This is a genomic window from Staphylococcus sp. GDY8P47P (assembly GCF_016892225.1).
GTDB classification, from domain to species: Bacteria; Bacillota; Bacilli; order Staphylococcales; family Staphylococcaceae; genus Staphylococcus; species Staphylococcus borealis.
The window spans coordinates 82,074-100,929 of the sequence record NZ_JAFENV010000018.1 but is presented as its reverse complement, the minus strand read 5'-3'; the positions used below and the strand labels follow the sequence as shown (position 1 = coordinate 100,929).

Below are 18,856 nucleotides of genomic sequence, written 5' to 3'. Positions count from 1 at the left end.
TTCAACTCTCTCTTCTATATAATTCTAATAGATGTTTCATTAAATCTTTTAATAGTAGTGTTGTCATTAAATGGTCTTGACCGTGCATCATTGTAACGCTATATGCGATATCTTCGCCTTGTGCTTCCTTAGCTAACAAACTTGTTTGCGCTTTATGTGCATTTGCAATACATTCGTTTGCTTCTTCAGTTAATTGGTCTGCTTTATCTAACTCACCATTTTTAGCTGCAGTTAATGCCTCTAATAATTTTGAACGTGCATCTCCAGCATATGCTACAATTTCAAACCCTAGTAATTGCACTTCTTCTCTATTCATTATGATGTGCCCCCTTTAAATGATTTATTTTGATTTCCATGATGTTGCAGTTGATTCTAATACTTTATTAAGATCATCAATATTTTTGAATCCAGTAGTGCGTAACCATTTACGTGCAGCTGCTTCGCCTTCTTCGATATACACTTTTACTGCACCTGACCAAGTAGCACGTCCACAAAGTACACCATTAAATTTCGCACCAGCTTCATGTGCAAATTTCAATGTTTCTTGGAATAATTCTGCAGAAACACCAGCACTTAAATAGATATATGGTAAATGTGTTGAACCTTCTTGATCACGGAAATGTTGCGCCGCTTCTTCTTTGCTATAAACAACTTCACCTTCTGTAAATCCTTCTACAAAGTTCATATTTACCGGTACTTCAACTTTAAGTACATCTACATTAAATCGTTCTTCGGAAAATAATTTCATAGCTTCATTGACTTTACGAGGTTTTACTTTCGCGAATTCAGCACTTTTATTATCCGGAATATTATCATCATAAGTAAGTACTTCTAGGAAGAATGGGATATCTTCTGCTACACACTCAGATCCGATTCTTTCAATATATGCTTTCTTTTGAATATTAATGTCTTCTGAATCATCAACATCATAGTAAAGTAAAAATTTAACCGCATTAGCGCCTTGTTCTTTTAAACGTTTTGCTGACCATTCAACTAGGCAGTCTGGTAAACGTCCTTTAGCATTTACGTCATAACCTGTTTTTTCGTAGGCTAATAATAATCCACAGTCTTTGTTACGCGCTTCAGATGCTGGAAGACCATATTCAGGGTCTAATAAAATTGACGAAGCATATTGTGTTAATTCTTCAGATACTAATACTTTTAGTTGTTCAATTTGTTCAACAGTTGGTTCTTCTGTTTGATGCTCAGCCATCATTCTTTTCAAAGCACCACGTTGGTCAAACGCTAAAGCTGAGATAACGCCTTCTTGATTACTCAATTGCTCTATTGATGCTAATTTTTGTTGTGATTTAGTCATTAATTACACCTCTATAACTTCAATTTGTTGGAAAATTTCGTCAAATTTATGTACATCAATATGTCCAGTTTGACTTTCCATTGCATTTAATATTCCAAATGCATTGGCTTTTTTTAATAGTACGTCATCCTCATCTTGATGAATTAAACCTGATGCAATACCTGCTACAGTTGAATCACCTGATCCAACAGGATTCACCACATCTATGCGAGGAATATTTACTTTATAGTAGTTGTTATGATGTTTGGCGAATGCACCTTCGCTTCCTAGTGAAACGATAATCCACGCTATACCATCAAATATGGGTTGATTAACTGCATCTTTTAGGCACTCAATTTCTGAGGTTACTTTCGTTTGTAACAATTGTGCCAACTCATCGATGTTAGGTTTGATTACAGTTGGTTTATAATCACTTAGCAAAACATCTAACAAAGATTGACCTGAACTATCTAAGATAGTAAATTTCTGATGCTGTTCGGCTAACTGAATTAAATCGGCATAATAATCCGACTTCAATCCTCTTGGTAAACTACCAGACATCGCAATGACGTTAGCTTTTGTTAATAATCTGGCCAAATGCGTTTTAAATTCTGACGCTTCTAGCTCAGTGATTGAAGGTCCTTGTTCAAGAATCTCAGTCTGTTGTCCCTCATGAAGAATAGCAATACAATTTCGTGTTTCTTCATTAATCTTAAAAAAGTGATGATTAATTTGATTGGCGTTCAATTGCTGCTCTATAAATTCGCCCAACTTGCCACCTAAGAAACCACTTGCTATCACATCTTCACCATATTCTGATAAAACACGAGTTACATTTAACCCTTTGCCCCCCGCAGTTTTTATCGTGTTATTAACACGATTCACTGTATCAAGACTAAAATGGTCTAGAGAATATGAAATATCTATCGAAGGATTTAGTGTTAACGTTAGAATCATAGATTGTCACCCTTAATCGTGATATTCACCTTTGTCCCATTTTTCTAAAAATTCATCGAAGAAATGAGGATCAGCTTGTTTATCATTATGTGCTTCTAAATGCTCAATTTTAGCTATTAATTTTTTATTCTCTTCGCTTGGTTTATATTCCGCTTTGATGAAAGCATCTACAATATCAAAAATGAATAATTCACCTACGATTTTTCCACCAAAACTAACAACATTCGCATTTAATTCCTCTTTTGAATAAAGCGCTGTTGTCATATCACGAACTAAAGCAGTACGTACGCCTGGTACTTTGTTAGCAGCGTTACTAATACCAACACCTGTTCCACAAATACATACACCTAAATCCGCTTCACCGCTTGTTACAGCTTCACCCACTTTTTTACCAAAAATTGGATAGTGTGTTCTTGTAAAATCATATGTTCCTACATCAATTACTTCATGTCCTTGTTCTTTTAAATGTTTTGAAACTGCCATTTTTGTGTCTGTTACAATATGATCGCAACCAATAGCTATTTTCATTTTAAAGTCCTCCTATTTAGCACATTTTATTTAACATATCTACACGGATTTGATGACGACCACCGTCATAGTGTCCATTGACAAATTCTTTAGCAACATGCTTAGCAAGCATATCTCCAACAATTTCTGACCCCATCGTAATCATGCGTGCATTATTATGACCACGTGTCATATAAGCAGATCTTTCATCTGAAACTTCTGCTGCAACCATTCCTTTGATTTTCGTAGCGACCATGAAACTTCCTGCGCCATAAGCATCAATTGCAATGCCTAAATTCTCATCATTCTTTCGAACTTCTTGCGCAACGGCTAGTGTTGAATCAACAAAGTCAACATCTTTACCTTCTGTTACATCTAATACTTCATGATTATTCTCTTTTAAAAATGCTTTGACTACTTCTTTGAGTCGTTTACCGTCTACATCTGAACCAATAATAACTGTCATAACCATTCTCCTTTAATAAATTGATTCACATATATGTGTCTATCTTTATATTGTGAAAAAGCGCTTTCAACTCTTTATGTTTAAATTATAAACATAAACAAACAAATAATCAACATTAAATGTTTGAATATTGTTTGATAATTAGTTGTTTTAAACAAAAATGTTTTGTTTTATGTTTATTTATCTTTTTGAAATATAAAAAAGCCTAATATTGTTTAATTTCAAACAATATCAGGCTTAAAGTGTAATTTACTCAATCACTTCAGTATGTAATTTTAATTTCTCTATGTTATCAACATCGACCTTATCAATTATGACTGCAGTTAAATCGTCTAACCTACACAATTGGGTAAAGTCTTCTTTCCCTAATTTTGATGAGTCTATTAGTAAGTACTTTTCAACTGATCGCTCTAAAGCCAATTGTTGGGTATACGCTTCATCGACTGTTGATGTAAGAACATCTGCATCTTTAATGCCATTACAACTAAAAAACATTTTGCTAAAACGTTTTGTTTTAAGCAGTGCATTGGCCATTTCACCTACAAATGACTCAGTTAACGCCCTCATTTCCCCACCAAGTAAATAAACTTTAAAATCAATTGATCTTTTTTCAAACAATATTTTGAACACTGGGAAACAATTTGTAATAACTGTTAGTGATTTTAACTCCATGATTTCGGCTAAACATTCTATTGTCGTACCAGGTCCAAGAAAAATCGTATCGTTTTCTTCGATTAAATGAATGGCTTTTCGTGCAACGTTTCGTTTTTCTTCTATATTGTGTGTGTGTTTCTCTTGATGTGACTTCTCTTTAAATTGAAACATAGCATTACTTCTTGCGCCCCCATGAATTTTGGTAAGTAATCCTTTTTCTTCAAGTTCAGCTAAATCACGTCTTACTGTCATATCCGATACATTTAATTCTTCTACAATCTCATTAGTTCTAACAGTGCCTCTTTGATTTACGAGTTTAGTTATTTCATCTAAACGATCGTATTTATTCATTCAACTCTTCACTTCCCACATCACATTTTCAAGTAAATGATATACATTGGATACTTGAATTTATTAAAATTAATTCGCACATATTAATTTTATACTATAAATCAAGTGAACTCTAACATTTTTATCAATGCGCTTACATTTAAATCTTATATTTAGAAAGCAATTTCTAGAAAGTATATCTGATAGTATGTTGTAATAAGTATATAAGTAATATTAAATATAATTCTATCAAAAGTTAGAATCAATTTGTGTATATGGAGTGTTTTGAATGAGTAATAAGATCGAAAAGTTAAAAGAAATTGTAGATAAATCAAATCATATTGTCTTCTTCACTGGCGCTGGTGTTTCTGTTGCAAGTGGAATTCCAGATTTTCGCTCAATGGGTGGATTATTTGATGAAATATCCAAAGACGGCTATTCTCCAGAATATTTATTAAGTATTGACCATCTTAATGATAATAAAGAAAGCTTTATTGATTTTTATCATAAGCGTTTACTTGTAGCTGATAAAAAACCTAATATTGTTCATGAATGGATTGCAGAGTTAGAAAAAGAAGGTAAATCTTTGGGTGTCATCACTCAAAACATTGATGGCTTACATGAAGATGCAGGAAGTCAACATATCGATGAAATTCATGGCACACTCAATCGATTCTATTGTATTAAGTGTGGTGAGGAATACACAAAATCTTATGTCATGGATCATGAATTAAGATATTGTGAATCATGTGGTGACGTTATTCGACCAGACATTGTCTTATATGGTGAAATGTTGGATCAACCAACTGTTTTTCGTGCGCTTGATAAAATCCAAAAGGCTGACACTGTCATCGTATTAGGTTCATCACTTGTAGTACAACCAGCAGCTGGATTCATCTCAAACTTTACTGGTGATCATTTAGTTATCATTAATCGAGATAAAACACCATACGATAGAAAAGCAGACTTAGTCATTCATAATGATATGACAGAAGTTGTTGAGGAAGTATTTAAAAATTAAAAAGATAATTCAAAGAGGCTGGGACATAAATAATATAATGAAGCTATTTTTGCAAATTCGCAGTAGCTGACTGAACTTAGAAGGCGCTTAAATCAAGCTTTTCTCAGTTCTAGTCATCCTTGCCGGCGGGGCCCCAACACAAAAAATCACGAAAGTGATTTTACAAGCTAAGCAAGTTGGGGTTCGGGGCCCCAACAAAGAGAATTTCTTAAAGAAATTCTACAAGCAAAGCAAGTTGGGAGAGGGACAACGAATTTAAAAAGAATTCTATCCCACTCCCTTTTATGCATATAAAAAAGCACTTCTCAAAATTGAGAAGTGCTTTACTCGTTCTATTGGAACACAACTTGCTGACGCAATTTGCGTACCAAATCTGTAAGCGAATAAATTCGCAACAGCTTTGGCAATTAACGTTTTGAGAATTGTGGAGAACGACGTGCTTTTTTAAGACCTGGTTTTTTACGTTCTTTCATACGTGGGTCACGAGTTAATAGACCTGCGCGTTTTAATGAACCTCTGTATTCAGGATCTGCTTCTAATAATGCACGTGCGATTCCGTGACGGATAGCTTGTGCTTGTCCAGTGAAACCACCACCGTGTACGTTAACTAATACATCATAGTTACCTTTAGTTTCTGTAACATCAAATGGTTGGTTTAAGTCTAAGATTAATGATTCGAATGGTAAGTACTCACGTACGTCACGTTCGTTAACTGTAATATTACCTTCACCTGGTACTAAACGTACACGTGCTACTGAGTTTTTACGACGGCCTGTGCCTCTATATTCAACTTGTGCCAATGTCATTTCCTCCTTCTAATTAACCACGTAACTCGTAGTTTTCTGGTTGTTGTGCAGCGTGTGGATGTTCAGCGCCACCATATACAAATAATTTTTTACCTTGTTTTTCACCTAAACGTGAACTTGGTAACATACCTTTGATTGATGTTTCAAGTAAACGTTCTGGGTTATTACGTTTTAATTCACCAGCAGTAACTGATTTGATACCACCTGGGTGATTTGAGTGACGGTAATAGATTTTATCTGATTCTTTTTTACCAGTTAATTCGATTTTAGCAGCGTTGATGATGATGACATAATCACCTGTGTCAACGTGTGGTGTGTAAGTTACTTTATTTTTACCGCATAAGATAGATGCTACTTCAGATGATAAACGACCTAATGTTTGGCCTTCAGCATCAATAACATACCATTTGCGCTCAATGTTTGATTCATTTGCCATAAATGTTTGACGCATAATAATTGTCCTCCTAAAAATAAATGCTTCGTTTTAGATTACAGGTACGTATCGCAGTCGAACCTACGAACGAGGCCTGCAATCTATTCATTCTGTTACGATTTCAAAGCGTAAATGTTCATTTATTTTATTCCTGTATAATTTGCTTATATATCTTGTAACACAATAAGTTTCCGGGGCTTATCATGGGGTGGATATAAAACAATACCGTTAACTATGTTATATTTTATAGCTCCGTTTGTCAATGCAATTTAATCATTTTGTAGTGATTTTTTACGATGAATTTTAATATTATCTCCAAAGTCTGTTGTTAAGCCTTTCTCTGAGAGATATATCTTCTCTAAATAAAGCCCTTCTGCCGGAGCAGTAAATGGTACATTATCTCTATTTTTTTCATTTAATAATGTCGGTACTTCATTAGGGTTACGCTTACCTTTTCCAACTTCAATTAAAAACGCTACTAACACGCGAACCATATTATATAAGAAACCGGATCCAGTCACTACATAATCAAAGCCCTCATCGGTTATGATGATTTCACTTTGATACAACGTTCGCACTTTACTTTCAACTTCAGTCTTTTGAGAACAAAATCCTGTAAAATCGTGTGTTCCAATAAAATGCTTCGCAGCTTCGTTCATTTTAGAATAATCTAAATCTTCTTTGATAAATGTCTTTAGCCCACTTTCAAAAGGATTACGATGAGATCCTTGATAGACTCTATAACGATATCGTTTACCAACACAGTCGTAACGACAATGAAATTGATCATCGACGTGTTGGACATCATTCACATATATATCGTCTGGTAACGCACGATTCATTGCATACTTCCATTGCTTAGGTTCAATGTTTAATTCAGTATCAAAGTGAAAAAACTGTTCATAAGCATGCACACCTCTGTCAGTGCGACTAGAAGGATGAATTCGGACATGGCGGCGATGCATACGCTTTAATATTTTTTCGAATTGTTGCTGGACCGTTCTTCCTTGTTGCTGAATTTGGAAGCCCAGAAATTGACTTCCTTGATAAGAAATATTAACGAGTATACGCACTGTATTACACTCCAATGTATTTTAATACGAATAATACGACAGCTATGGGAATGAAACTGATTAAGCACATCGTATCAGCCATTCGCCATTGTAATTTTCTATAACTTGTTCGCTTTACATTTGCATCATAACCACGCACTTCCATAGCAATGGCTAACTCCTCAGCCCTTTGAAAAGCTGAAATAAATAACGGAATCATTAAAGGTATAAATGCTTTAATACGTGTCATTAGTCCACCTGAACTCAACTCAGAACCACGTGATTTTTGAGCTAATATAATTTTATCTAATTCATCCATTAATGTTGGAATAAATCTTAATGCGATTGACATAATCATACTTAGTTGATGTACAGGTATCTTAAACCATTTTAATGGAGTTAATAATTTTTCAAAAGCATCTGTCAAATCAATCGGACTTGTAGATAAAGTCATTATCGTTGCAACCATCACGATAGTAATCAGACGTAATGATATAAATATACCTTCTAGTATGCCGGCACTATCAATTTTTATGATTCCGTAATCTACTAGTCGCGTGCCACCATGTGTGAAAAAGATATGCATTGCAAATGTAAATAACGTAAAGATAAATATCGGTGTCAAACCTTTAATTAGGAACCAAAATTTAATCTTCGCTAAAAACATAAATACTAATATTAATAATATAATCCAACCAAACGTTGCAAATGAATGTGCAAAAAAGATTAGAATAATAAACATAAATACAAATAAGACCTTAGCCCGTGGATCTAGATGGTGAATAACTGAGTTATTAGGCAAGTATCTACCTATAATTAATTTATTCTTCATGTTGTAGCCACTCCTGATACATCTTTACAAATTCATCTTCAGATAATGCGATTGTCTTAAATTCAATGCCGTGTTTGATTTCAATATCACGTTGTAATTGGACGACATCTGGTAATGCTATATGCCATTCTTCTAATCGGTTCACTTGTCTGAACAGTTCCTTAGGTGTCACTTGTTCAACAATATTGCCATCATTCATCACGATAATCTCTTCAGCGTATTTTGCAACTTCATTCATATCATGAGACACAAGGATGATTGTTTTACTTTGCTTTATTTGTATTTCTTTAAATAACGCCATCACTTGTTGACGACTTTTTGGATCTAAACCAGCTGTAGGCTCATCTAACACAATCACATCTGGGTCCATAGCTAAAATTGAAACAATTGCAATTTTACGCATCTGTCCCCCCGACATTTGAAAGGGTGACAGTGACATAACATTTCTTGGAAAACCTAACTCTAATAATAAATCAAACGCTCTTTCCTTCACTTCTTCAACATTCATGCCAAAGTTCTTAGGTCCAAACTCGATTTCTCTTTCAATATTGTCCTCAAACAATTGTGATTCAGGAAATTGAAACACTAGGCCAACTTTTTGTCGTATAGGCCTAATCCACTTATCTTTAGTCTTTGCTGTAATTGTCAGTTGATCATGCTCTATATAACCGTTTGTTGGTTTTAGTAACCCATTAAAATGTTGAATTAAGGTTGATTTTCCACTTCCAGTTTGTCCTACAATAGCGTAGTACTTTCCTTGTTCAATCGTTAAATTAATATGTTCTAATGCATTATACTCATAAGGTGTGCCTCGTTGATAGGTATAAGCAACATCATTAAACTTAATTATCATAGCTTTTCTACCAACCCTTCATATGTTATGAACTGATCATCAAATCCTAGCAATTGATTCATTTTCATTGAAAAAGGTAAATCTAGACCAAGTTCTTGTAACATATGTATATCTTTGAAAATTGCTTTAGGGCTACCTTCTTTATAAACTGTTCCGTGATTCATCACAATCACATGATCTCCTTCAAGTGCTTCAGTTAAATCATGTGTAATAGATATAATTGTCACATCTTTCGTTGCTTTGACATCTTGAATCAAGCTTAATAATGATTTTTTAGCTTGAGGATCCAACATAGACGTCGCTTCATCTAAAATAATCACGGTTGGGCTTAATGCTAACACGCCTGCAATAGCGACACGTTGTTTTTGACCACCTGATAGTGAATGTGGCTCATAGTTAGCATAATCAGTCATACCAACATCACTAATCGCCCGAGCAACGATGACTTTCATTTTTTCTGTGGGAACAGAATGATTTTCCAAACCGAAGGCAACATCATATTTAACAATTGAACCTACAAATTGGTTCTCAGGGTTTTGAAAGACAATACCTATGTGTTCACGTATATTTTTAAACTCCTCGTTAATAATCGGTGATTGATTAAAATATACCGTACCATTCGTAGCCGTTTCAATACCAACAATGAGTTTAGCAATTGTAGATTTGCCAGAGCCATTGTGACCAACTATAGAAGTCCATTTATTTTTAGGGATTTGAAAGGATACATCGTTCAGTGTGAAGGCTGCATCGCCTTGATATTGAAAATCGATATGCTTAAGTTCAATAATATTTGTATGATTTGCCTCCACTAGAATCCCTCCTAAAAATTTGTACTCTTATAGTTTACATGAATATGATTATCATGTATATGAAACTTTGTTTCATTTCTGAATATAAAAAGAGGACCGGATATAATTCTTATTGAATTCAATATCCCGCCTCTCTAAGGTTGACTATAGTCATTAGCATTTAATTGAGCCATCTCAATTTAGTCACCTACTGTGAATTTGCAGTCAAATATTAAAAGTTCGTATCTCATCATATAAGAACATTTTAAATCATTGGTTGCTGATATGCGCTATTAAAATAAAAAAGCGCGCACCCCATCATATTTTAGTTGAGTTCACGCTTTGAAATTTATTTAATTGATGGGGCACTCTGAGCTAGACAATATTTGTATGTGGCAAACATTATCGTTGCACTCATTTGCTTTACATATAAGTAGTTAGTGTATTTATATCTTGAATTAATCTACTAATTCGATGATAACTGATTCAGCACCGTCTCCGCGACGAGGACCTACTTTAAGAATACGAGTGTAACCACCTTGACGTTCTGTATAACGTTCAGCAATTTCACCGAATAATTTTTGAAGTGCAGTTTGTGTCGTTTCATCTTCGTTTAAGATTTCAACATTACGTAATGTTTTAGCAGCATTACGACGAGAAGCTAAATCTCCTTTTTTACCTAAAGTGATTAATTTCTCAACAACACTACGAACTTCTTTTGCACGAGCTTCTGTAGTTTCAATACGTTCACTAACGATAAGTGAAGTAGCTAAGTCACGTAACATAGCTTTACGTTGATCAGAAGTACGACCTAATTTTCTGTAACCCATGAGTTGACCTCCTTTAACTTATTAATCTTCTTTTCTTAATCCTAATCCTAAATCTTCTAATTTATATTTAACTTCTTCTAGAGATTTACGACCTAAATTACGAACTTTCATCATATCAGCTTCAGATTTATCAGCTAACTCTTGAACTGAATTGATTCCTGCACGTTTTAAACAGTTGTATGAACGTACTGATAAGTCTAATTCTTCAATAGACATTTCAAGTACTTTTTCTTTTTGATCTTCTTCTTTTTCAATCATGATTTCAGCATTTTGTGCTTCATCTGTAAGACCTACAAAAATATTTAAATGTTCAGTCAAAATCTTAGCAGCTAATGATACTGACTCTTGTGGAGTGATTGAACCATTAGTCCAAACATCTAAAGTTAATTTATCAAAATCACTACTTTGACCGACACGTGTATTTTCAACTGTATAGTTAACACGTTCAACTGGTGAGTATAGTGAATCAACAGGAATTACACCGATTGGTAAATCACTAGTATTATTTTGTTCTGCTAATGCGTAACCTCTACCCTTGTTAGCAACAAGACGAATTTTTAAATGTCCACCTTTAGACACTGTTGCGATTTTAAGTTCTGGATTTAGAACTTCCACATCACTATCATGAGTAATGTCACTTGCAGTAACTTCGCCTTCATCTCGAACATCGATTTCTAATGTTTTATCTTCTTCAGAATAGATTTTAAGTGCTAATTTTTTGATGTTCATAATGATAGTAGAAACATCTTCAACAACATTATCTATAGCTGAGAACTCGTGTAAAACACCTTCAATTTCAATGTACTTAACGGCTGCACCTGGTAATGAAGATAGTAGGATACGACGTAAGGAGTTTCCTAGTGTAGTACCGTAGCCACGTTCTAGTGGTTCAACAACGAACTTACCGAATTTAGCATCTTCACTAATTTCAATTGTCTCAATTCTAGGTTTTTCAATTTCTATCATTTACAAAAATCCTCCTTAATTACGTCGACTTAATTTTAAACTGATTCGCTCAGTGACCTGTAACAATAACAATCTATTAAAAATTAGACGCGACGACGTTTTGGTGGACGACAACCGTTATGTGGTACTGGAGTAACGTCTCTGATTGCAGTTACTTCTAGACCAGCTGATTGTAATGCACGGATAGCTGATTCACGACCTGGTCCAGGTCCTTTTACTGTTACTTCAACAGTTTTTAAACCATGTTCCATTGCTGATTTTGATGCAGTTTCAGAAGCCATTTGCGCTGCGAATGGAGTTGATTTTTTAGATCCTTTGAAACCTAATGCACCAGCTGATGACCAAGATAAAGCATTACCAAATTCATCAGTGATAGTTACGATTGTATTATTGAATGTTGAACGGATGTGAGCCACACCATTTTCAATATTCTTTTTAACTCTACGTTTACGAGATACTTGTTTACGTGCCATTTATATTTTGCCTCCTTTACCTATTATTTTTTCTTGTTAGCTACAGTTTTAACTGGGCCTTTACGCGTACGTGCGTTGTTTTTAGTTTTTTGACCGCGAACTGGTAAACCACGACGGTGACGGATACCACGGTATGATGAAATTTCCATTAAACGTTTAATGTTTAAGTTTTGTTCACGACGTAAGTCACCTTCAACTTTATAACTGTCAACAACTTCACGAATACGACCTAATTCGTCATCTGTTAAATCTTTTACACGTGTGTCTGCTGATACGTTAGCTTCTTCAACGATTTTTTTAGCTGTTGAAGTACCAATACCATATACATATGTTAATGAAATAACGATACGTTTTTCACGTGGAATATCTACTCCTGCAATACGTGCCATATATATTTACACCTCTCTTTTATTAACCTTGTCTTTGTTTGTGCTTAGGATTGTCACAAATTACCATTACTTTACCTTTACGTTTAATGACTTTACATTTTTCGCAAATTGGTTTAACTGATGGTCTTACTTTCATTTTTATACCTCCCTATATTATGGAGTGACGATTATTTATAACGATAAGTAATTCTACCGCGTGATAAATCATACGGAGACATTTCTACAGTTACTTTGTCGCCAGGTAGAATACGAATATAATTCATTCTAATTTTACCACTCACGTGCGCTAAAATTTCATGACCATTTTCTAATTCTACTTTAAACATAGCATTTGGTAAAGTATCTAATACTGTACCTTCTAATTCAATTACATCTTGTTTCGCCATTGATTAACTTCCCCCTTTTTACAATAGTAAGGTAATCGTCAATAGACAACTTCAACGATACGAATCTAATATAGTGACTAGTTATAATAAGTTTAACAAAATGCGGGAATTATTATCGTCATTCGACACTCAGAAAATTAATTCTTGCCAGAGAAACCTAATCAAATTCACATAAACCTAGACCGTATTAAGTTGATCTATTTTAATTGATCTAAGATATCAATGACATCTTTGGTTACATCGTCAATATCTTTCGCGCCATCAATGTTTTTAAGCACATCTTTTTCATTATAGTACTCTAAAATAGGCTTAGACTGCTTAACATTAACGTTTAAACGATTAGATACTGTTTCAGGATTATCATCTTCACGTTGATAAAGTTTTCCACCATCGATATCACAAATACCATCAACCTTTGGAGGATTAAATACAAGATGATAAGTCGTACCACATTTCTCACAGATACGACGACCTGTAAGACGATTCATCAATTCTTCCTCAGGAACTTCGATGTTTATAACCGCATCAATGTTTCTACCAAGCTCAGACATAATTTCATTTAATGCCTCAGCTTGATCGATTGTTCTTGGGAAGCCATCTAATAAGAATCCTTTTTTTGCATCGTCTTCAGATATTCTTTCTTTAACGATACCTACAGTAACTTCATCAGGGACTAATTCTCCACGATCCATGTAAGATTTAGCTTCTTTTCCTAAATCTGTTTCATCTTTAATCGCTTTTCTGAACATGTCACCAGTAGATATATGTGGTATTGGGAATTTCTTAACAATTTCACTCGCTTGAGTACCTTTACCTGCGCCAGGTAAACCCATTAAAATGATATTCATAAATTGCCCTCCTACAAATTATCTACCACCAAAGCCTTTATATTCTTTTTGACTCACTTGAGCTTCAAGTGATTTCATAGTTTCAATTGCTACACCAATTACGATTAATAAGCTTGTACCACCAATTTGAATCGATTGAGGTAAACTCATAAACTTAGTTGCTAGAATTGGTAATATCGCAATGACTGCTAAGAAAATAGAGCCGACAAAAGTTAAGCGATAAAGTACTTTAGTAATATATTTTTTAGTTTGATCGCCAGGTCTGATACCTGGAACGTAACTACCTTGTTTCTTCAAGTTGTCAGCCATTTTTTCAGGATTAACTTGAACAAAGGCATAGAAATACGTAAATGCAATAATTAGAATTACATAAACAATCATGCCGTAAGTGTTTGAAGGGTTAGCATATTCAGATATAGTTTGCGCCCAATCAGCTTTAGGGAAGAACAGTGTTAATGTTCTTGGCAATAAGAAAAATGCCATCGCAAAGATTACTGGAATTACCCCTGCAGAGTTAACTTTTAAAGGTAGATATGTTGCTTGGGATCCTAATCTTTGTGCAGATTGTTTTTTAGCGTATTGGATAGGAATTTTACGTTTTGCTTCTAGTACATAAATCGCACCAATTGTAAGTAAAACTAATCCTACAATTAAGCCAATCACTTTCAACCATGCCAACGTTGTATCATCATTACCAACAAATGCTTGTTGCACAAATTGGATAATTGATGACGGCAATGTTGATAAGATACCTGCAAAGATAATGATAGAAATACCATTACCCACACCAAATTGAGTGATTTGGTCACCAAGCCAAATTAGAAATGCTGTTCCTGCTGTTAAAACAACGGCAATCAATAAATAACTCATTACAGATTGGTGAATAATTAATTTACCACCTAAATAGTTATTAAATTGGAATGCCATACCAATTGACTGTATAAAAGCCAAAATGATAGCGAAATAACGTGTTACATTGCTAAGCTTTCTTTTACCTACTTCACCTTGTTTCGCCCATTCAGAGAATTTTGGAACAATATCCATTTGTAATAATTGCATTACGATAGATGCAGTGATGTAGGGCATAATGCCCATAGCAAATATTGAAAAGTTCTTTAAAGCTCCGCCACCAAACGTATTAAGAAGAGCGGCGACTCCTTGATCAGAACCTTGTTGTTCAAAAGGCTCAGGGTTAACACCTGGAGCCGGAATGTAAGTTCCTATTTTGAATATAATTAACATTGCTAAGGTAAAGAAAATCTTGTTTCGAACTTCTTTAGTTTTAAAGAAGCTCACAAGCGTTTGAAACATTAGATCACCTCGTGTGCTCCACCTTTTGCATCAATTGCTTCTGCTGCTGAAGCTGAGAATTTGTGAGCTTTCACTGTCAATTTTTTATCAAGTGAGCCGTTACCTAGTACTTTAATACCAGATTTTTCATTCTTAACTACACCAGTTTCAACTAATAAAGCTGGAGTTACTTCAGTACCATCTTCAAATTTATTAAGTTGGTCTAAGTTAACAATAGCATATTCTTTACGATTAATGTTAGTGAAACCACGTTTTGGTAAACGACGGAATAAAGGTAATTGTCCACCTTCAAATCCTGGTCTTACGCCACCACCTGAACGTGCTTTTTGACCTTTTTGTCCGCGACCACTAGTTTTACCATTACCAGAACCAGCACCACGGCCAACACGGTTACGTACACGACGTGAACCTTCAGCTGCTTTTAACTCATGTAATTTCATTATATAGGCACCTCCTTAATTATTTTTCTTCTACTGTCAATAAGTGTCTAACTTTGTTGATTTGCCCACGGATTGCAGGGTTATCTTCAACTACTACTGAACTATTAGTCTTTTTAAGACCTAAAGCTTCAACAGTTTTACGTTGTGTTTCAGGACGACCAATAACACTACGAGTGAGGGTAATTTGTAATTTAGCCATTATCTATTTTCCCCCCTTAATTATATAATTCTTCTACTGATTTGCCGCGTAATTTAGCAACATCTTCAGCATTTTTAAGGTTTTGTAAACCATTGATAGTAGCACGAACCATATTGATTGGTGTGTTAGATCCTAATGATTTACTTAAGATATCAGTGATACCTGCTAATTCTAATACGGCACGAACTGGACCACCAGCGATTACCCCTGTACCAGGTGCAGCTGGTTTCATGAATACGCTACCTGAACCGTAACGACCAGTGATAGTGTGAGGAGTAGTTCCTTCAACACGTGGAACAACTACTAAATCTTTTTTAGCTGCTTCGACAGCTTTTTTGATAGCTTCTGGTACCTCTTGAGCTTTACCAGTACCGAAACCTACACGACCATTTTTGTCTCCAACTACTACTAATGCAGTGAAACGGAAACGACGTCCACCTTTAACAACTTTAGCAACACGATTGATTGTTACAACGCGTTCTTCAAATTCTTTCGTTTCTTCTTCTCTACGAGCCATGTATTTGTCCCTCCTTTAAATTAAAATTCTAATCCGCTTTCTCTAGCAGCATCTGCTAAAGCTTTTACACGACCATGGTATAAATAACCGCCACGATCAAATACGATTTCTTTAATGCCTTTTTCTGATGCTTTTTTAGCAATTGCTTCGCCTACTTTTGTAGATAAATCTACTTTAGAAGCTGATTCGCTTGCGATATCTTTATCTTTTGATGAAGCTTGAGCTAAAGTTACGCCTTTAACATCATCGATAATTTGTGCATAAATGTGTTTGTTTGAACGATATACATTTAAACGTGGTTTTTCAGCTGTACCTGATAATTTAGTACGCACACGAGCATGTCTTTTCAAACGCACTTTGTTTTTATCAATTTTACTGATCATTGTATTACTCCTTTCTTAAGAGAGTTATCTATTATTTACCTGTTTTACCTTCTTTACGGCGAACGTATTCACCTTGGTAACGGATACCTTTTCCTTTGTAAGGTTCTGGAGGTCTTACTGAACGGATGTTAGATGCGATTGCACCAACTTGTTCTTTAGATACACCAGATACTCTAACAGTTGTGTTTTTCTCTACTGCGAAAGTAATGCCATCTTCAGCTTTAATTTCAACAGGGTGAGAGTAACCAACGTTTAATACTAAGTCACTACCTTGCATTTGAGCACGGTAACCTACACCAACAAGCTCAAGTGTTTTTTCGAAACCTTGAGAAACACCTTGTACCATATTATTTAATAAAGCACGAGTTGTACCATGAACTGTTCTATCTTCTTTAGACTCAGTAGGTCTTACAACTTCGATAGTGTTTTCTTCTTGTTTGAAAGTCATTCTTTCGTTAAATGTTCTAGTTAATTCACCTTTAGGACCTTTTACAGTAGCAGTATGACCATCAAAAGTTACTGTAACGTCGCTAGGGATGTCAATAATTTTCTTACCAACACGACTCATGTTATGGCACCTCCTTATTTATTATTACCAAACGTATGCGATAATTTCTCCGCCAACGTTACGTTTTCTTGCTTCTTTGTCAGTGATAACACCTTCAGAAGTTGAAACTAATGCAATACCTAAACCATTTAATACTTTAGGTACTTCGTTTGCTTTAGCATAAACACGTAAACCTGGTTTAGAGATACGTTTTAATCCTGTGATAACACGTTCATTGTTTTGACCATATTTTAAGAATAAACGAATAACACCTTGTTTATCATCTTCAACGTATTCTACGTTTTTAATGAAACCTTCACTTTTTAAGATTTCAGCAATTTGTTTTTTAATGTTAGACGCAGGTAATTCTAATTTCTCGTGACGCACCATGTTTGCGTTTCTTACACGAGTAAGCATATCTGCGATTGGATCTGTCATTGTCATTGATTGTTGCCTCCTTTCAGACTCTTATATATTACCAGCTAGCTTTACGTACGCCAGGGATTTGCCCTTTGTAAGCTAATTCACGGAAACAAATACGGCATAATTTAAATTTACGATATACAGAATGTGGACGACCACAACGTTCACAACGAGTATATTCACGTACTGCATATTTTTGTTTTTTCTGTTGCTTAGCAACCATAGAAGTTTTAGCCACTTAATTAGCCTCCTTTTTAGAGATTATTTACGAAATGGCATACCGAAGTTTGTTAACAATTCACGAGCTTCCTCGTCAGTGTTAGCAGTTGTTACGATAACAATATCCATTCCTCTTACTTTACTTACTTTATCATAGTCGATTTCTGGGAAAATTAATTGTTCTTTAATTCCTAATGTGTAGTTACCACGACCATCGAATGCTGTTTTAGAAACACCTTGGAAGTCACGTACACGAGGTAATGAAACTGCGATTAATTTATCTAAGAATTCATACATTCTTTCTCCGCGAAGTGTAACTTTCGCACCGATTGGCATACCTTCACGTAAACGGAATGTTGCAACTGATTTTTTAGCTTTTGTTACTAATGGTTTTTGACCAGTGATTAATTCTAATTCTTCTACAGCGTTATCTAACACTTTAGAGTTTTGAACTGCATCACCTACACCCATATTTACAACGATTTTTTCGATTTTTGGTACTTCCATTACAGAACTATAGTTGAATTTTTTAACTAAGTTTTCAGTAACTTCAGTATTGTATCTTTCTTTTAAACGGTTCAAAGTGGATCCTCCTTTCAACTAGTTATTAATTATTAGATTTGATTTCTTCGCCAGATTTTTTAGCGATACGAACTTTTTTACCATCAACAAATTTGTAACCGACACGTGTAGGTTCGTTTGTTTTAGGGTCTAATAATTGTACGTTAGAAACATGGATTGCTGCCTCTGTTTCTAAGATTCCACCTTCAGGATTTAATTGAGTTGGTTTTTGGTGTTTTTTAATTACGTTAACACCTTCCACAACGACACGGTCTTTTTTAGGTTCAGTAGCGATTACTTTACCTTCTTTACCTTTGTCTTTACCTGCGATAACTTTTACGTTGTCACCTTTTTTGATATGCATGTGG

The 18,856-nt window shown here is 34.8% G+C and carries 30 protein-coding genes; 1 reads left to right on the top strand and 29 read right to left on the bottom strand.

All coding sequences use genetic code 11. The features are described from left to right. Position 1: 1 nt before the first annotated feature. The 6 genes from JVV30_RS08580 to JVV30_RS08555 form a co-directional block, all read right to left on the bottom strand. Positions 2 to 316 (bottom strand): PTS lactose/cellobiose transporter subunit IIA, encoded by a 315-nt coding sequence (locus JVV30_RS08580; RefSeq protein ID WP_053028540.1) that lies wholly within the window; start codon positions 314 to 316, stop codon positions 2 to 4. A gap of 24 nt (positions 317 to 340) precedes the next feature. Then, on the bottom strand, positions 341 to 1,318 hold the full coding sequence (lacD, locus tag JVV30_RS08575) for a tagatose-bisphosphate aldolase (RefSeq protein ID WP_070855263.1): 978 nt from the start codon (positions 1,316 to 1,318) through the stop codon (positions 341 to 343). 3 nt (positions 1,319 to 1,321) lie between these two features. Next, complete coding sequence (locus JVV30_RS08570) at positions 1,322 to 2,254, bottom strand: tagatose-6-phosphate kinase (RefSeq protein ID WP_070855264.1); 933 nt, start codon at positions 2,252 to 2,254, stop codon at positions 1,322 to 1,324. A 12-nt stretch (positions 2,255 to 2,266) separates the two neighbouring features. Continuing rightward, positions 2,267 to 2,782, bottom strand: coding sequence for a galactose-6-phosphate isomerase subunit LacB (gene lacB / locus JVV30_RS08565; RefSeq protein ID WP_053028542.1), 516 nt, complete (start codon positions 2,780 to 2,782; stop codon positions 2,267 to 2,269). Positions 2,783 to 2,798: 16 nt separating this feature from the next. Continuing rightward, positions 2,799 to 3,227, bottom strand: a complete 429-nt coding sequence (gene lacA, locus JVV30_RS08560) for a galactose-6-phosphate isomerase subunit LacA (RefSeq protein WP_070855266.1) — start codon at positions 3,225 to 3,227, stop codon at positions 2,799 to 2,801. 249 nt (positions 3,228 to 3,476) lie between these two features. After that, positions 3,477 to 4,232 (bottom strand): DeoR/GlpR family DNA-binding transcription regulator, encoded by a 756-nt coding sequence (locus tag JVV30_RS08555; protein WP_053028544.1) that lies wholly within the window; start codon positions 4,230 to 4,232, stop codon positions 3,477 to 3,479. 268 nt (positions 4,233 to 4,500) lie between these two features. Here JVV30_RS08555 and JVV30_RS08550 point away from each other — a divergent pair, with 268 nt between their 5' ends. Then, positions 4,501 to 5,232 carry an NAD-dependent protein deacylase gene (locus JVV30_RS08550; protein WP_204193978.1) on the top strand — a complete coding sequence of 244 codons (732 nt, stop codon included), beginning with the start codon at positions 4,501 to 4,503 and terminating at the stop codon, positions 5,230 to 5,232. A gap of 407 nt (positions 5,233 to 5,639) precedes the next feature. On the opposite strand, the gene rpsI is transcribed toward JVV30_RS08550, so the two are convergent. The 23 genes from rpsI to rplX all read right to left on the bottom strand — a co-directional run bounded on the left by rpsI (position 5,640) and on the right by rplX (position 18,852). Next, the gene (gene rpsI / locus JVV30_RS08545) at positions 5,640 to 6,032 is read right to left on the bottom strand and encodes a 30S ribosomal protein S9 (protein WP_011275150.1); all 393 of its coding nucleotides are present in this window, start codon (positions 6,030 to 6,032) and stop codon (positions 5,640 to 5,642) included. A 19-nt stretch (positions 6,033 to 6,051) separates the two neighbouring features. Further along, positions 6,052 to 6,489 carry a 50S ribosomal protein L13 gene (rplM, locus tag JVV30_RS08540; RefSeq protein ID WP_204193977.1) on the bottom strand — a complete coding sequence of 146 codons (438 nt, stop codon included), beginning with the start codon at positions 6,487 to 6,489 and terminating at the stop codon, positions 6,052 to 6,054. A gap of 251 nt (positions 6,490 to 6,740) precedes the next feature. Continuing rightward, on the bottom strand, positions 6,741 to 7,544 hold the full coding sequence (gene truA / locus JVV30_RS08535; RefSeq protein ID WP_070855268.1) for a tRNA pseudouridine(38-40) synthase TruA: 804 nt from the start codon (positions 7,542 to 7,544) through the stop codon (positions 6,741 to 6,743). Between the two features lie 4 nt (positions 7,545 to 7,548). Continuing rightward, a complete protein-coding gene (locus tag JVV30_RS08530) occupies positions 7,549 to 8,355 on the bottom strand; it encodes an energy-coupling factor transporter transmembrane component T family protein (protein WP_053028547.1) in 807 nt (268 codons plus the stop codon). Further along, positions 8,345 to 9,208, bottom strand: coding sequence for an energy-coupling factor transporter ATPase (locus JVV30_RS08525; RefSeq protein WP_204193976.1), 864 nt, complete (start codon positions 9,206 to 9,208; stop codon positions 8,345 to 8,347). Before JVV30_RS08525 ends, JVV30_RS08530 begins: the two co-directional genes overlap by 11 nt. Continuing rightward, a complete protein-coding gene (locus JVV30_RS08520; RefSeq protein WP_070855270.1) occupies positions 9,205 to 10,017 on the bottom strand; it encodes an energy-coupling factor transporter ATPase in 813 nt (270 codons plus the stop codon). Before JVV30_RS08520 ends, JVV30_RS08525 begins: the two co-directional genes overlap by 4 nt. Positions 10,018 to 10,454: 437 nt before the next feature. Next, positions 10,455 to 10,826, bottom strand: coding sequence for a 50S ribosomal protein L17 (gene rplQ, locus JVV30_RS08515; protein WP_011275144.1), 372 nt, complete (start codon positions 10,824 to 10,826; stop codon positions 10,455 to 10,457). 21 nt (positions 10,827 to 10,847) lie between these two features. Further along, the gene (locus JVV30_RS08510) at positions 10,848 to 11,792 is read right to left on the bottom strand and encodes a DNA-directed RNA polymerase subunit alpha (RefSeq protein ID WP_011275143.1); all 945 of its coding nucleotides are present in this window, start codon (positions 11,790 to 11,792) and stop codon (positions 10,848 to 10,850) included. Positions 11,793 to 11,875: 83 nt separating this feature from the next. Continuing rightward, entirely contained in the window at positions 11,876 to 12,265 is a 390-nt protein-coding gene (gene rpsK, locus JVV30_RS08505; RefSeq protein WP_000101625.1) for a 30S ribosomal protein S11, read from the bottom strand. A gap of 23 nt (positions 12,266 to 12,288) precedes the next feature. Then, positions 12,289 to 12,654 carry a 30S ribosomal protein S13 gene (gene rpsM / locus JVV30_RS08500; RefSeq protein WP_011275142.1) on the bottom strand — a complete coding sequence of 122 codons (366 nt, stop codon included), beginning with the start codon at positions 12,652 to 12,654 and terminating at the stop codon, positions 12,289 to 12,291. A gap of 22 nt (positions 12,655 to 12,676) precedes the next feature. Beyond that, positions 12,677 to 12,790 (bottom strand): 50S ribosomal protein L36, encoded by a 114-nt coding sequence (gene rpmJ, locus JVV30_RS08495; protein ID WP_001829709.1) that lies wholly within the window; start codon positions 12,788 to 12,790, stop codon positions 12,677 to 12,679. A gap of 31 nt (positions 12,791 to 12,821) precedes the next feature. Then, positions 12,822 to 13,040: a translation initiation factor IF-1 gene (gene infA / locus JVV30_RS08490; protein ID WP_001829792.1), complete on the bottom strand. Its 219-nt coding sequence runs from the start codon at positions 13,038 to 13,040 to the stop codon at positions 12,822 to 12,824. 197 nt (positions 13,041 to 13,237) lie between these two features. Then, positions 13,238 to 13,888, bottom strand: coding sequence for an adenylate kinase (locus tag JVV30_RS08485; protein ID WP_070855271.1), 651 nt, complete (start codon positions 13,886 to 13,888; stop codon positions 13,238 to 13,240). Positions 13,889 to 13,906: 18 nt separating this feature from the next. Further along, positions 13,907 to 15,199, bottom strand: a complete 1,293-nt coding sequence (secY, locus tag JVV30_RS08480) for a preprotein translocase subunit SecY (protein ID WP_053028551.1) — start codon at positions 15,197 to 15,199, stop codon at positions 13,907 to 13,909. Beyond that, a complete protein-coding gene (gene rplO, locus JVV30_RS08475) occupies positions 15,199 to 15,639 on the bottom strand; it encodes a 50S ribosomal protein L15 (protein WP_053028552.1) in 441 nt (146 codons plus the stop codon). The genes secY and rplO overlap by 1 nt, the downstream gene beginning before the upstream one ends. Positions 15,640 to 15,658: 19 nt before the next feature. Beyond that, positions 15,659 to 15,838 carry a 50S ribosomal protein L30 gene (gene rpmD, locus JVV30_RS08470; protein WP_011275138.1) on the bottom strand — a complete coding sequence of 60 codons (180 nt, stop codon included), beginning with the start codon at positions 15,836 to 15,838 and terminating at the stop codon, positions 15,659 to 15,661. 16 nt (positions 15,839 to 15,854) lie between these two features. Continuing rightward, positions 15,855 to 16,355 (bottom strand): 30S ribosomal protein S5, encoded by a 501-nt coding sequence (gene rpsE / locus JVV30_RS08465; RefSeq protein ID WP_011275137.1) that lies wholly within the window; start codon positions 16,353 to 16,355, stop codon positions 15,855 to 15,857. 20 nt (positions 16,356 to 16,375) lie between these two features. Next, on the bottom strand, positions 16,376 to 16,738 hold the full coding sequence (gene rplR, locus JVV30_RS08460; protein ID WP_070855272.1) for a 50S ribosomal protein L18: 363 nt from the start codon (positions 16,736 to 16,738) through the stop codon (positions 16,376 to 16,378). 31 nt (positions 16,739 to 16,769) lie between these two features. Then, on the bottom strand, positions 16,770 to 17,306 hold the full coding sequence (rplF, locus tag JVV30_RS08455) for a 50S ribosomal protein L6 (protein ID WP_011275135.1): 537 nt from the start codon (positions 17,304 to 17,306) through the stop codon (positions 16,770 to 16,772). 24 nt (positions 17,307 to 17,330) lie between these two features. Beyond that, positions 17,331 to 17,729 (bottom strand): 30S ribosomal protein S8, encoded by a 399-nt coding sequence (gene rpsH / locus JVV30_RS08450; RefSeq protein ID WP_011275134.1) that lies wholly within the window; start codon positions 17,727 to 17,729, stop codon positions 17,331 to 17,333. A gap of 31 nt (positions 17,730 to 17,760) precedes the next feature. Further along, positions 17,761 to 17,946, bottom strand: coding sequence for a type Z 30S ribosomal protein S14 (locus JVV30_RS08445; protein ID WP_001140799.1), 186 nt, complete (start codon positions 17,944 to 17,946; stop codon positions 17,761 to 17,763). Between the two features lie 23 nt (positions 17,947 to 17,969). Next, a complete protein-coding gene (rplE, locus tag JVV30_RS08440) occupies positions 17,970 to 18,509 on the bottom strand; it encodes a 50S ribosomal protein L5 (protein WP_011275133.1) in 540 nt (179 codons plus the stop codon). Positions 18,510 to 18,534: 25 nt separating this feature from the next. After that, on the bottom strand, positions 18,535 to 18,852 hold the full coding sequence (rplX, locus tag JVV30_RS08435; protein WP_002448459.1) for a 50S ribosomal protein L24: 318 nt from the start codon (positions 18,850 to 18,852) through the stop codon (positions 18,535 to 18,537). Between the last annotated feature and the right edge of the window lie 4 nt (positions 18,853 to 18,856).